10 protein-coding genes are annotated in these 13356 nt (G+C 71.6%); all 10 read left to right on the top strand.

The window, feature by feature from the left end:
• Positions 1 to 13 precede the first annotated feature (13 nt).
• The 10 genes from E1285_RS06955 to E1285_RS06910 all read left to right on the top strand — a co-directional run bounded on the left by E1285_RS06955 (position 14) and on the right by E1285_RS06910 (position 13350).
• Positions 14 to 1888, top strand: coding sequence for an NAD(P)/FAD-dependent oxidoreductase (locus tag E1285_RS06955; protein ID WP_132149271.1), 1875 nt, complete (start codon positions 14 to 16; stop codon positions 1886 to 1888).
• Positions 1889 to 1949: 61 nt separating this feature from the next.
• Positions 1950 to 2906: an SDR family NAD(P)-dependent oxidoreductase gene (locus tag E1285_RS06950; protein ID WP_207946452.1), complete on the top strand. Its 957-nt coding sequence runs from the start codon at positions 1950 to 1952 to the stop codon at positions 2904 to 2906.
• The gene (locus E1285_RS06945; protein ID WP_132149267.1) at positions 2896 to 4602 is read left to right on the top strand and encodes a thiamine pyrophosphate-binding protein; all 1707 of its coding nucleotides are present in this window, start codon (positions 2896 to 2898) and stop codon (positions 4600 to 4602) included. Before E1285_RS06950 ends, E1285_RS06945 begins: the two co-directional genes overlap by 11 nt.
• Before the next feature lie 76 nt (positions 4603 to 4678).
• Complete coding sequence (locus E1285_RS06940; RefSeq protein WP_132149265.1) at positions 4679 to 6145, top strand: aldehyde dehydrogenase family protein; 1467 nt, start codon at positions 4679 to 4681, stop codon at positions 6143 to 6145.
• Between the two features lie 20 nt (positions 6146 to 6165).
• Positions 6166 to 7380 carry an ABC transporter substrate-binding protein gene (locus tag E1285_RS06935; protein ID WP_165966491.1) on the top strand — a complete coding sequence of 405 codons (1215 nt, stop codon included), beginning with the start codon at positions 6166 to 6168 and terminating at the stop codon, positions 7378 to 7380.
• Between the two features lie 24 nt (positions 7381 to 7404).
• Entirely contained in the window at positions 7405 to 8277 is an 873-nt protein-coding gene (locus E1285_RS06930) for a branched-chain amino acid ABC transporter permease (RefSeq protein WP_132149261.1), read from the top strand.
• Between the two features lie 26 nt (positions 8278 to 8303).
• A complete protein-coding gene (locus E1285_RS06925) occupies positions 8304 to 10172 on the top strand; it encodes a branched-chain amino acid ABC transporter ATP-binding protein/permease (protein ID WP_165966490.1) in 1869 nt (622 codons plus the stop codon).
• The gene (locus E1285_RS06920; RefSeq protein ID WP_132149257.1) at positions 10169 to 10918 is read left to right on the top strand and encodes an ABC transporter ATP-binding protein; all 750 of its coding nucleotides are present in this window, start codon (positions 10169 to 10171) and stop codon (positions 10916 to 10918) included. The genes E1285_RS06925 and E1285_RS06920 overlap by 4 nt, the downstream gene beginning before the upstream one ends.
• 27 nt (positions 10919 to 10945) lie before the next feature.
• The gene (locus E1285_RS06915; RefSeq protein ID WP_132149255.1) at positions 10946 to 12574 is read left to right on the top strand and encodes a class I adenylate-forming enzyme family protein; all 1629 of its coding nucleotides are present in this window, start codon (positions 10946 to 10948) and stop codon (positions 12572 to 12574) included.
• Complete coding sequence (locus E1285_RS06910; protein WP_207946451.1) at positions 12571 to 13350, top strand: SDR family oxidoreductase; 780 nt, start codon at positions 12571 to 12573, stop codon at positions 13348 to 13350. Before E1285_RS06915 ends, E1285_RS06910 begins: the two co-directional genes overlap by 4 nt.
• Positions 13351 to 13356: the final 6 nt, after the last annotated feature.

The raw sequence follows: 13356 nt of genomic DNA, 5'->3' as shown, positions 1-13356 counted from the left end.
CGAGGACGCCCGCATGCAGAACCGCGAACCGACCAGTGAACCGGCCTGTGAACCGGCCTGTGAACCAACACGGACCCCGGAGATCGACCACGAGGCGCTCCGGGCGAAGTACCTGGCCGAGCGCGACAAGCGGCTCCGCCCCGACGGCCAGCGGCAGTACCTGGCGACCGAGGGCGGTTTCGAGGAGTTCTACGACGCCGACCCGTACACGCCGGTCGTGCCGCGGGAGCCGATCTCGGACGACATCGAGGTCGCGGTGCTCGGCGGCGGCTTCGCGGGGCTCATCTGCGCGGCCCGCCTCAAGCGGGCCGGGGTCGGCGACGTCCGGGTCGTCGAGTTGGGCGGCGACTTCGGCGGGGTCTGGTACTGGAACCGCTACCCCGGCATCCAGGTCGACACCGACAGCTACTGCTACCTCCCGCTGCTGGAAGAGACCGGCTACATGCCGACGGAGAAGTACGCCTCCGGGCAGGAGTGCTACGAGCACGCCCAGCGCATCGGCCGCCACTTCGGGCTCTACGACGGCGCGATCTTCAGCACCAAGATCGAGTCGCTGGAGTGGGACGAGGAGCTCCGCCGCTGGCGGATCGGGACGAACCGGGGCGACGACATCCGCGCCCGCTTCGTCGTCATGTGCCAGGGGCCGTTCAACAAGCCGAAGCTACCCGGCATCCCGGGCATCACCGACTACGAGGGGCACACGTTCCATTCGGCGCGCTGGGACTACGAGTACACCGGCGGCGACATGAGCGGCGGCATGGACGGGCTCGCCGGGAAGAAGGTCGCCATCATCGGCACGGGCGCGACCGGCGTCGGGGTCATCCCGCACCTGGCCCGCACCGCCGAGCACCTGTACGTCTTCCAGCGGACGCCGTCCTACATCCACGAGCGCGGCAACTCGCGGACCGATCCCGAATGGGCGGAGTCGCTGAAGCCGGGCTGGCAGAAGGAGCGGCAGCGCAACTTCCACACCGCGGCGTTCGAGGCGTTCGCGCCCGGCCAGCCCGACCTCGTCTGCGACGGGTGGACGGAGGTCAGCCGCAACCTCGCCGCGCACCTGGACGCCACCGGCGGCTGGGCCGCGCTGGCCGACGTCGCGAAGTTCGTGGAGCTCCGGGAGATCCAGGACTACCGGACGATGCAGCGGACCCGCGACCGCGTCGACGAGGTCGTCGACGACCCGGAGACGGCCGAGGCGCTGAAGCCCTACTACCGCTTCCTGTGCAAGCGGCCCGGGTTCAGCGACGAGTACCTGCCGACCTTCAACCGCCCGAACGTCACCCTCGTGGACGTGTCCGCCACCAAGGGCGTCGAGCGCATCACCGCGAAGGGCATCGTCGCGCACGGCGAGGAGCACGAGGTCGACTGCATCATCTTCGCCAGCGGCTTCGAGATCACCACCGACCTCGACCGGCGGCTCGGCATCGAGCCGTTCACCGGACGCGGCGGCGTGTCCCTCTACGACCACTGGGCCGACCGGTACCGCACCCTGCACGGCATCACGAGCCGCGGCTTCCCCAACCTGCTGTTCACGGGGTTCATCCAGGGCGGCGTGACCGCGAGCACGACGGCGATGTTCGAGCAGCAGGCCGACCACATCGCCTACATCGTCGCGGAGGCGCGGGCCCGCGGCGCCGAGACGGTGGAGCCCACCCCGGAGGCCCAGGAGCAGTGGTGCACCACCATCACCGAGAACGCGATGGACACCATGGCCTTCGTCCGCGAATGCACCCCCGGCTACTACAACAACGAGGGCGAGGAGAACGTCCGCTCGCACCTCGGTGAGCCGTACGGGCCCGGCTTCTTCGCCATGGAGGACGTCCTGCGCACATGGCGCGACACGGGCGAGATGGAAGGGCTCGCACTGGACGGTGGTCGCCATGCCTGAGGTGAGACCCGCTGAAGTGAGCACGCCTGAAGTGAGCACGCCTGAAGTGAGCACGCCTGAAGTGAGCACGCCTGAGTTGAGATTCGACGGCCGTGTCGCCGTGGTCACCGGCTCCGGGCGGGGGCTGGGCCGCGCCTACGCCCTGCTGCTCGCGTCGCGCGGCGCCAGGGTCGTCGTCAACGACCCGGGCGGCGGCCTGCGCGGCGACGGCGCCGACGCGGGTCCCGCCGACGAGGTCGTCCGGGAGATCAAGGCCGCCGGGGGAGAGGCCGTCGCCTGCACCGAGACCGTCGCGACGTCCGCGGGCGGGACGGCGATCGTCGAGGCGGCGCTCGACCACTTCGGCCGGATCGACGTCCTGGTCCACAACGCCGGGAACCACCGGCCCGCGCCGCTGACCGAGATGACGTACGAAGACCTGAACGCCGTCCTGGACGTCCACCTGCGGGGCGCGTTCCACGTCGTGCGCGCCGCGTTCCCCCGGATGCGCGAGGCGGGATACGGGCGGGTCGTCCTCACCTCGTCGATCGGCGGCCTGTACGGCAACCACCGGGTCGCCAACTACGCCATGGCGAAGGCGGGCGTCATCGGGCTGTCCAACGTGGTGGCGCTGGAGGGCGCCGACGCGGGCGTGAAGTGCAACGTCATCGTTCCCGCCGCCGTCACGCGGATGGCCGGGGGCATCGACACCTCGGCCTACCCGCCCATGGAGCCGGAACTGGCGGCCCCCGCCGTGGGGTGGCTCGCGCACGAGTCCTGCTCGATCACCGGCGAGATGCTGGTGTCGATCGCGGGCCGCGTGGCGCGGGCCTTCGTCGCCGAGACCCCGGGCGTGTACCGGCCGTCCTGGACGATCGAGCAGGTCGGCGAGCGGATCGACGCGATCCGCGACACCTCCGACCCCTGGCTCCTGCCGATCGTCCCGTCGGGCCACAACGACCACATCGCGAAGAGCTTCGCGATCGCGAAATCCCCCGCGAAGAACACCTCCAAGGAGGGTGGCACGCATGCCGGTTAAGGTCTACGAGCGCATCCTGCAGCTCTTCGAGGCCGAGGGCATCGACACGATCTTCGGTATCCCCGACCCGAACTTCGTCCACCTGTTCCACCTCGCGGAGGAACGCGGATGGAACGTGGTCGCGCCCCACCACGAGGCGTCCGCCGGTTTCATGGCGGAGGCGGTGTCGCGCATGACGGGCAAGGCCGCGGTGTGCGTCGGGACGCTCGGGCCGGGCATGGCGAACATGGCGCCCGCCGTCCAGTGCGCGATGGTCGAGAACTCCCCGGTCGTCTTCCTCGGCGGCCAGCGCGCCCGCATCACCGAGCAGCGGGTCCGGCGCGGCCGCATCCAGTTCGTCAAGCAGTCCGAGCTGTTCGAGCCGTCGGTGAAGTACGCCGCCAGCATCGAGTACGCCGACCAGACCGACGAGATCATCCGCGAGGGGCTGCGCAAGGCCCTGACCGGTACCCCCGGGCCGGTCTACATCGAGTACCCGTCCCACGTGATCCAGGAGGAGCTGGACGTTCCGCCCGCGCTGCCGCCCGAGAGGTACCGGCTGGTCGGGCAGGGCGCGGGAGCGGACGAGATCGCCGAGGCGGCGCGGCTGATCCGCGCCGCCGAGCAGCCGATCCTGCTCGTCGGGCACGGCGTCCACACCGCCCGCGCCGGGGAGTCGGTCAAGCGGCTCGCCGACGCGATGGCCTGCCCCGTCATCCAGACGTCCGGCGGCACCTCCTACATCAAGGGCCTGGAGGACCGCACCTGGCCGTACGGCTTCTCGCAGTCGGCGGTCGAGGCGGTGGTGAAGTCGGACCTGTGCCTGGCCATCGGCACCGAACTGGGCGAGCCCGTCCACTACGGACGCTGGCGGCACTGGGTCGAGAACGAGGCGAACCGCAAATGGCTCCTCGTCGAGCAGGACCCCGAGGCGATCGGGGTGAACCGCCCCATCGACCTCCCGCTCGTCGGCGACCTGCGCGCGATCGTCCCGCAGCTCGCCGACGCCCTCGCCGGCTCGCCGCGCACGCCCGCCAAGGAGCTCGACGGCTGGATAGAGCAGGACGCCAAGCGGCTCGCGGAACTCGCGGAGACGGCGCCGTCCGGCATGTCGCCCGTGCATCCCGCGCGCCTGGTCGTCGAGGCGACGAAGGTGTTCCCGGCCGACGGGATCATGGTGCGCGACGGGGGCGCCACGACCATCTACCAGTGGACGTACTCGCAGGCCAAGCCGCACGACGTCCTGTGGAACCAGAACTTCGGGCACCTGGGCACCGGCCTGCCGTACGCGGTCGGCGCCTCGGTCGCCGACGGCGGGCGGCGGCCGGTGATGCTGGTCACCGGGGACTCGTCCTTCATGTTCCACATCGCGGAACTGGAGACGGCCGCGCGGATGAACCTGCCGCTCGTCTGCGTCGTGGCCGTCGACTACGCCTGGGGCCTCGAAGTGGGCGTCTACAAGCGCACCTTCGGCGCCGGGTCGCGCGAGACCGGCGTGCACTGGAGCAAGAACACCCGCCTGGACAAGGTCGGCGAGGGCTTCGGCTGCCACGGCGAGTACGTCGAGCGCGACGAGGACATCGCCCCGGCCGTCAAGCGTGCCTTCGCCAGCGGGAAGACCGCGGTCGTCCACGTCGCCGTCGACCCGAAGGCGAACTCCGAGGAAATGCCCAACTACGCCGAATTCCGCACCTGGTACGCCGAGGGAATGCAGTAACGCAATAGCCCTGATACGACCGGCTCCCGAACGAAGAACGAACTGAAATGCACTTCGAGAAAGAGATGGGCGAGTCATGCGCGAGTACAAGACGTTCTACATCGGAGGCCAGTGGACCGAGCCGGCAGGGACAGAGCCGGCGGGGACCGAGCCGGCGGGGGCGGGCACCTTCGACGTCGTGAACCCGGCGACCGAGGAGGTCTGCGGCCGGGTCGCGGCCGGGACGGCCGCCGACGTGGACAAGGCGGTCGAGGCCGCCCGCAAGGCTTTCCCCGCGTGGGCCGAGTCCACCCGCGAGGACCGCCTCGACCTGCTGCGCGGCATCCTCGACGGCTACTCCAAGCACAAGGACGACCTCGCCGCCGCGCTCACCGAGGAGATGGGCGCGCCCGCCGCGCTCGCCGGCGGCTTCCAGGTGCACCTCGGGCTCGGGCACCTGACGAAGGCGATCGAACTCCTGGAGGGCTTCTCGTTCGAGGAGCAGCGCGGCGAGACCCTGGTCGTCAAGGAGCCGATCGGCGTCTGCGGCCTGATCACCCCGTGGAACTGGCCGCTGAACCAGATCGCCGTGAAGGTGTTCCCGGCGCTGGCGACCGGCTGCACGATGGTGCTCAAACCGTCGGAGAACGCGCCGTTCAGCGGGCAGCTCTTCGCCGAGATCATGGACGCCGCCGGCGTCCCCCCGGGCGTGTTCAACCTCGTCCAGGGCGACGGGCCCGGCGTCGGCGTGCCGCTGTCCGCGCATCCCGGCGTGGACCTGGTCTCCTTCACCGGCTCGGTGCGCGCGGGCGTCGAGGTCGCGCGCAACGCCGCGCCCGGCGTCAAGCGGGTGACGCAGGAACTGGGCGGCAAGGGCCCCAACATCGTCCTCGACGACGACGCGTTCGCCGAGAACGTCGCGAAGGGCGTCGGCACCATGATGGTCAACTCCGGGCAGACCTGCAGCGCCCCCTCGCGCATGCTCGTGCCCCGCGCGCGCATGGACGAGGCGATCGGCATCGCCCGCGAGACGGCGTCCGGGGTCACGGTCGGCGACCCGGGCGGCGGGTTCGCCATCGGCCCGGTCGTGTCCGGCGCCCAGTTCGAGAAGATCCAGTCGCTGATCCGGCGGGGCATCGACGAGGGCGCGACGGTGGCCGCCGGCGGTCCGGGCCGTCCGGACGGCCTCGGCAAGGGCTTCTACGTCCAGCCGACCGTGTTCGCGAACGTCACCAACGACATGACCATCGCCCGCGAGGAGATCTTCGGGCCCGTCCTCACCATCCTCGCCTACGACGACGTTGACCACGCCGTCGAGATCGCCAACGACACCGAGTACGGCCTCGCCGGGTTCGTCGCGGGCACCGACCTTGAGCAGGCCCGCGCCGTCGCCCGCCGGATCCGGGCCGGGTCGGTCGCGATCAACGACGGGTTCGACTTCGGTTCCCCGTTCGGCGGCTACAAGAAGAGCGGCAACGGCCGCGAATGGGGCGAGTTCGGCTTCCACGACTACCTGGAGATCAAGGGCATCCTCGGCCACACTCCGGCCGGCGGCGGCTCGTGACCCGCGCGGAGGGAGGCACCATGCGAGCCCTGCGCAGAAGCCTGGTGGCCGCCGTCCTCGCGACGACGATGGCCGCGGCCACCGCATGCGGCAGCGGGGGAACCGACTCCTCGGCTCCGGACGGCACCGGGCCGGGCGGCGACAAGCCGTTCAAGATCGACGCTCTCCTCGGGATGAGCGGGAGCTACGCCTCGGTGGGCCAGGCGATGGCCCAGGGGGCCCGCGCGGCCGTCGCCGTGGTCAACGCGGACGGCGGCGTCTTCGGCAAGCCCATCGAACTCAACGTCATCGACACCGGCGGCGACCCGGTCCAGGCCGCCACCCACGCGAGGGAACTGGTCGCCGACGGCCGCCCGCAGGCCGTGATCCCGGGGATGGTCACCGCCGGGATGATGGCGGCGGCGCCGCTGCTGGCGCAGGCGGACGTGTTCATGGTGACGCACGGGCCGGAGCCCACCCTGAACGACCCGGAGAAGTACCCGCACCTGTTCGGCACCATCTACCTCCGGGACCAGATGGCGGCCTCCCTGGCGGAGGAGTTCACCGGGAAGGGGTTCAAGAAGGTCAGCCTGATCACCGCGGAGAAGTCGGGCTCGGCGGGCGCCAAGACCATCAAGGAGGTGCTCGCGACCAAGGGGATCACCACCGACGTCGTGACGGTGCCGGTGAACGCCGTCGACGCGACGTCCCAGATGCAGCAGGCACTCGACTCCGAGCCCGATGTCCTGGTCCTGGACTCCTACGGGCCCCCGTCCGCCGCGATCATGCAGGCGCGCACGAAGCTCGACCCCGACGTCCCGACGTACGCGAGCCAGAACTTCACCTCCGGCGACCTCTCGAAGGTCGGGCCGGTGAGCGCCTACGACGGGATGCGGCTGCAGTCGGTCTCGTTCGCCGTCCAGGGGCACGAGACCACGAAGTCACCGGGGTTCAAGTCCTTCTTCGACGCGATCCGCAAGGAGACCGGCGGGAAGCTGGCGTTCAGCATGAACAGCTACGTCGTCACCTACAACGACGTCATCCTCGCCGCCTACGCCGCCAAGCTCGCCGACAGCACCGACCCGGCGGAGATGACCGCCGCGATCGAGAAGGCGACCCCGGAGCAGATCCCCCACTTCCTCGGGCCGGTGAACTTCTCGGAGAAGAGCCACTACCCGGACTTCGGTCCGGAATGGTGGGCTTTCGTCCAGTACGGAGGCATGAAGGACTCGCAGATCGTCCCGTCCGATGCGTAGTCACCCGGCGCTGAAGGCGCGCGTATGACGACCATCTGGACGGGGCTGGCGATCGGCGCCGTGTACACGCTGGTGGCCGTCGGCTACAACATCACGATGGCCCAGAGCGGGATCTTCAACTTCACGCAGGGCCAGATCACGGTGTTCGGCTGCTTCTTCGCGTGGTTCACGATGGCCGACCTGGACCTCCCGTGGTGGATCGCGGCGGCCGCCGGCGCCGTCGCGTGCGGGCTGATCGGGCTGCTGGTGGAGCTGCTCGCCATCCGCCCGGTCGTCGCCCGCCACGGAGCGCACAGCCATGCCGTGCTCGTCACCACGGTCGGCGCCTTCGTCGTCATCCTGGGAGTCCTGGCGGCGACCTGGGGACGGACGCCCAAGTCGCTGGAGTTCTTCGGCGGCACGGACACCGTGACGCTGCTCGGCGGGAAGCTCGCCCCGGTGGACATCTGGCTCGTCGCCACCGCCTCGGTCGCGGCGGTGGCGATGCACCTCGTGTCGGGCCGCACATCCTGGGGGCTCAGCGGCCGGGCGGCCACCGACAACCCCGACGCGGCGAAGGCGAAGGGCGTGAACGTCGCCGCGCTGCGCACCACCGCGTTCATGCTGGCCGGCGGCCTGGCGGGCCTGCTGGGGCCGGTGGTCGCGCCGAAGGTCGGCGTCGACGTCTCCGCCGCGGTCTCGCTCACGATCTACGGCTTCGTCGCGCTCGCGCTCGGCGGATTCGGGAGCTATCTCGGCTGCCTGGCCGGAGGCGTCGCCGTGGGGCTCGTCCAGGCGTTCGCCGGCCGCTACTTCGGCGCGGAGTACCCGCCGGTGATCCTCTTCGGGCTGCTGGTGACGATCCTCCTGCTGAAGCCCACCGGCCTGTTCGGCCATCGCGGGCTGAGGGTCGTATGAGCACGGGTCGTATGAGCACGGGTCGCATGAGCACGGGCCCGCGGCTGCGCGCCCTCGTGCTGGAGACACCGGCGCTCGCCGTCGTGGCCTTCGCGCTGGTCGCGCTGCTGCCGCAGTTCGGCCTCGGCGGCTACTGGCAGCAGCAGGTCACGCTGATCTTGATCTACACCCTGATCTGCAGCGGCCTGAACCTGAGCTTCGGTTACGCCGGCGAGCTGGCGCTCGGGCAGATCGCCGTCTTCGCGTCGGGCGCCTACATCAGCGGGATCCTGTACCAGCACGGGCACACCGACATCCTGCTCGGCTTCGCCGTCGCGGTCTGCCTTGCCGCCCTGACCGGTCTGCTCGCCGGGATCCCGGGCCTTCGCCTGAGCCGGTGGGCGCTCGCCCTGGTGTCCTTCTTCTACGTCCTGCTGATCCCGGTGATGGTGAAGCTGTTCGAGTCCGAGACCGGTGGCACGGAGGGACTCGCGGGCATCCTGTTCCCGAGCCTGTTCGGGCAGCCCCTCGACAGGTCCGGCTTCTACATCGTCGCCGTCGTCACGACGCTGCTGTGGCTGCTGCTCCTGCGCAACCTCATCGTCTCCCGCTTCGGGCAGCACCTGCGGATCCTCGCCGCGAGCCCGACGCTCACCGAGACCCTCGGCGGCTCGGTCTACCGGCTGCGCGTCCAGGCCTACGTCATCGGCGCGCTTCCCGCCGGACTGGCCGGAGTGCTCTACACCTACCTCACCGGCTATCTCAGCCCGGACGCCTTCACGCTGCACACGCTCATCGCGCTGCTAGCCGCGACCGTCGTCGGGGGCGCCGCCAGCGTGTGGGGCGCGCCCGCCGGGGCCGCGGTCCTGGTGCTCGGGCCGCTGCAGCTGAAGTCGTTCGAGGAGTACTCGACGATGGCCTACGGCGTGTTCCTCATCGTCATCGGGACGGCCTTCTCGGGTGGTCTGGCCGGGCTCGCCCGCAACGTCCGCGACCGGCTGCTCCCTCGCTCGGGCGCGCGGGACGACATCGGCGACGAGATCGAAGGCGGAGGCGGAGGCGGGGGCGTGGACGGAGGCGGGGACGGCACCCGGAATCCGCCGGTCCCCGGCAAGCGGCTGGCCGTGGCCGGGGTGGAGAAGAGCTTCGCGGGCCTGCGCGCCCTCGACGGGGTCGACCTCACGGCCGAACCGGGAACGATCACCGCGCTCATCGGTCCGAACGGCGCCGGCAAGACCACCCTGCTCAACGTCGTCTCCGGCCTGACACCGGCCGGCGCCGGGCGGATCGAGCTGGACGGCCGCGGGCTCACCGGCCTGCGGGCGCACCACGTCAGCCGGCTCGGCGTGGCCCGGACGTTCCAGACCCCGGTCGGGCTAGGGTCGATGAGCGTCCTGGAGGTCGTCGAGTCCGGCCGGTTCCGGAAGGGGAACATCGGTCTCCTGGCGGCCGTGCTCCGGCTGCCGAAGCACTACCGGGTCCGGAAGGCCGACCGGGAGGCGGCGGTCGCGGCGCTGTCGTTCGCGGGACTCGGGCACGCCGCCGGTCAGGACGCGGCGTCCCTCCCCCTCGGGACCCGGCGGCTGCTGGAGGTCGTGCGGTCGGTCGCCGGTGAGCCGAGCGTCCTGCTCCTCGACGAGCCGGCGGCCGGCCTCGACGACACCGAACTGCGGGAGCTGGGCATGCTGATGCGCGGGATCCGGGACGCGGGCGGGACCGTGGTGCTGGTCGAGCACAACGTCCCGTTCGTCATGGACGTGGCCGACCAGGTCTTCGTGATGGAACTCGGCCGCGTCATCGCGGCCGGGCCACCCGAGGAGGTCCGCGGCGACCAGCGCGTCATCGACAGCTACCTCGGCCGCCGCAGCCGCGAGCGACCGGCTGCCGAGCCAGACCTCGATTCGAGCGCGACATGACGGCGGCCAAGGACGCACCGGACACCCGGCCCGCTCTCGATGTCGCCGACCTGCGTGTGGCGTACGGCGACCTCGTCGCGGTCTGGGAGGCCTCGGTGCGGCTGGCGCCCGGCAGGATCACCGCGCTGGTCGGCCGGAACGGGGCCGGCAAGACGACGCTGCTGTCCGGGATCTGCGGGCTCCTGCCCGCGCGGTCGGGGAGCGTCGTGCTCGACGGACGGGACATCACCGGCCTGGCGCCGTGGAGACGCGTGCGGGGCGGCATGGCGATCGTGCAGGAGGGCAAGCAGGTCTTCCGGGACCTGACCGTCCACGAGAACCTCCGTGTGGGCCTGCGCGGACGCCGGTCCCGGCGCGGTGGTGGCGAGGCGGCGGTCCTGGAGGAACTGTACGAGCGCTTCCCGGCGCTCGCGGGACGGCGCGGTCACCGGGCGGGGGCGCTGTCCGGCGGCCAGCAGCAGATGCTGGCGATCGCCACGGCGCTGGCCGCCCGGCCCCGGGTGCTGCTCGTCGACGAGCCGTCCTCGGGGCTGGCACCGGTGATCATCGATCAGGTCTTCGAGCTGCTGGACGAGCTGCGTGCGGACGGTCTGGCGATCCTGCTCGTCGAGCAGCTCGTCGACGAGCTGCTGGGCGGAATCGCGGACGACGTCGTCGTCCTCGACCGGGGCCGGGTCACCCTCCGCGACCAGGCTTCGAACATCTCCGCCGAGGCCATCGCCGACAGCATCTACTCCTCATCGTGACGCCGCCCCCACCGTGACGAGGTCCCTATGAATGCAAGGAAGACGAATCCAGGGAAGACGACTCCAAGAAAGCCGCCCGGTTCGATCGGCGAGGTGCTGGACGGTGCGCTCGCGGCGCGTCCGGACGCCACGGCGGTGGAGGCGGCATCGGGCGCCTGGTCGTACGCCGAGCTGGACGAGCGGGCCCGGCGGGCGGCCGGGGCGCTGTGGTCGCTGGGCGTACGGCCCGGTGACCGTGTCGCGGCCTGCCTTCCGAACGACTTGCACATCGTGGCGGCGTTCCACGGCGCGCAGCGGATCGGCGCGGTGTGGGCGGGGATCGGGGAGGCGCTCGCGGAGAGCGAGCAGCGGGACCTGTACGACATCTGCGATCCGGCGGTCGTCCTGGCCGGGCCCCGCTACCGGCCGGATTCGCCGGGCCGCGTCGGCACCGATCGATGGGCACGGCTCATGGCCCGGGACGAGGCGGCCCCGCCGGTCGACCTGGACGTCGACGCGCCCGCCGGGATCGCGTTCACCAGCGGGACCTCGGGACGTCCCAAGGCGGTCGTGCACAGCCAGCGCAACCTGCTGCTGCCAGGGGCGGCCCTGGTCGCGTCCCGGGGCTGGGGGCCCGAGCTGCGCAAGGGCGACAGCTTCCCGCTGACGATCCTCAACCTCATGGTGCTGTCGACCCTGCTCACCGCGCAGGCCGGCGGGTGCTCCGTCGTGATGGACCGGCGCGACGTGGAGGGGGTCGCCGAGTGGATCGCGGCGCGGGGCGTGACGGTCTGGAACGGCGCCCCCGCCCAGCTCTACGACCTCGCCGCCCGCCCGGACCTCGACCTCGGCTCGCTGCGGGAGGTGTGGAGCGGCGGCGGCGACACGCCCGACGCGGTCCGCGACGCGTTCGCCGCGACGCACGGGCTGGTGCCCCGCACCACGTACGGCCTGACCGAGGCGCCGACGGTGGTGTCGATCGACCCGCCGGGGGAGGAGTGGCGTCCCGGGGCGAGCGGCCGGGTGCTGCCGCACTTCGATGTCGCCGCCTACGACGACGAAGGCCGCCGCCTCCCGGCCGGTGAGCTGGGCGAGCTGCGGTTGAGCGGGACGGACTCCGGGCCGTGGGCGGGCCTGTGGACGCCGCTGCTCGGCTACTGGGAGCAGGGCGGCGTCCGCCCGCCGGAGCCCGGCCCCGTCCCGACCGGTGATGTCGGGACGGTGGACGGTGAGGGCTGGCTGACGGTCCTCGACCGCAAGAAGCTGGTCATCATCAGGGGCGGGGCGAACGTCTACCCGCAGGAGGTGGAGCGGGTCATCCTGACGCATCCGGACGTCGCCAGGGTCGCGGTGTGCGGGGTACCCGACGACCGTCTCGGGCAGAGGGTCGCCGCCGTGGTGGAGAGCTCGAACCCCCGGCCGGACTTCGAGGCGCTCGCCGAGCTGTGCCGCCGCGACCTCGCGCCGTACAAGGTCCCCGAGATCTGGTCCCGGGTCGACGCCCTGCCGGTGAACGCGATGGGCAAGGTGCGGCGCGCCGAGCTGCCCGGACTCGTCCCCGGCCGGTTCGCGGCCAGCCGGTCGAAGGCAGGCCGGTCGAAGGCAGGCCGGTCGAAGGACGGCCGGTCGAAGGACGGCCGGTCGGAGGACGGGCCGGTCGAAGGGAGGCTCGCGTGACACCGGACGGCGATGCCTTCGCGCGGAGGATGTTCGATCTCGACGACCGGGTGGCGATCGTGACCGGCGCGTCCTCGGGCCTGGGGGCCTCGGTCGCACGGGCCCTGGCGTCGCTGGGTGCCAGGGTCGCCGTGGTGGCCCGGAGGCACGACCGCCTTGCCGGGCTCGCCAAGGAGATCGACGGTCTCGCCGTGGCCTGCGACCTGTCCGATCCCGAGCGGGCCGGTTCGGTCGTCCCGGCGGTGGCCGCGGACCTCGGGCCGCCGGAGATCCTGGTGAACGCGGCGGGCGGCATGTTCACCGAAGAGCGCGCCGAGGACGAGCCGCTGGACGCCGTCCGCCGGACCCTGGACCTGAACCTGGTGGCGCCGTTCCTGCTCGCGCAGGCGGCGTTCCCCCATATGCGCGCCGTCGGCCGGGGCGCGATCGTCAACGTCTCGTCCATCAGCGGCCGGGTCGGCATCCCGGGGATCCCGCAGGCGTCGTACGCGGCGAGCAAGGCCGGCCTGTCCGGGCTGACCGCCGAGCTGGCGGTGCAGTGGGCGCGGCATTCGATCCGGGTGAACACCGTGGCGCCCGGCTTCTTCCGAAGCGAGATCACCGGCCCGCTGTACGAGAGCGAGCGCGCTGCCGCGTACCTGCGCCGCAACACCCCGCTGCCGAAGGAGGGGGACGCCGATGACATCGTCGGTGCCGTCGTGTGGCTCGCCGGGGACGCCGGAAGCTACGTCACCGGGCAGACGATCGTGGTCGACGGTGGCTGGACCGCCCGGTAGCGCCCC

It is taken from the genome of Actinomadura sp. 7K507 (assembly GCF_004348425.1).
Lineage (GTDB): Bacteria > Actinomycetota > Actinomycetes > Streptosporangiales > Streptosporangiaceae > Spirillospora.
This window is presented reverse-complemented; position numbering and strand designations above follow the sequence as displayed.

Bases quoted from the DNA above. Each gene is read 5' to 3' on its own strand.
- E1285_RS06955 (WP_132149271.1), top strand. From the start codon at position 14: ATGCAGAACCGCGAACCGACCAGTGAACCGGCCTGTGAACCGGCCTGT.
- E1285_RS06940 (WP_132149265.1), top strand. From the start codon at position 4,679: ATGCGCGAGTACAAGACGTTCTACATCGGAGGCCAGTGGACCGAGCCG.
- E1285_RS06925 (WP_165966490.1), top strand. From the start codon at position 8,304: ATGAGCACGGGCCCGCGGCTGCGCGCCCTCGTGCTGGAGACACCGGCG.
- E1285_RS06935 (WP_165966491.1), top strand. From the start codon at position 6,166: ATGCGAGCCCTGCGCAGAAGCCTGGTGGCCGCCGTCCTCGCGACGACG.
- E1285_RS06920 (WP_132149257.1), top strand. From the start codon at position 10,169: ATGACGGCGGCCAAGGACGCACCGGACACCCGGCCCGCTCTCGATGTC.
- E1285_RS06915 (WP_132149255.1), top strand. From the start codon at position 10,946: ATGAATGCAAGGAAGACGAATCCAGGGAAGACGACTCCAAGAAAGCCG.
- E1285_RS06930 (WP_132149261.1), top strand. From the start codon at position 7,405: ATGACGACCATCTGGACGGGGCTGGCGATCGGCGCCGTGTACACGCTG.
- E1285_RS06945 (WP_132149267.1), top strand. From the start codon at position 2,896: ATGCCGGTTAAGGTCTACGAGCGCATCCTGCAGCTCTTCGAGGCCGAG.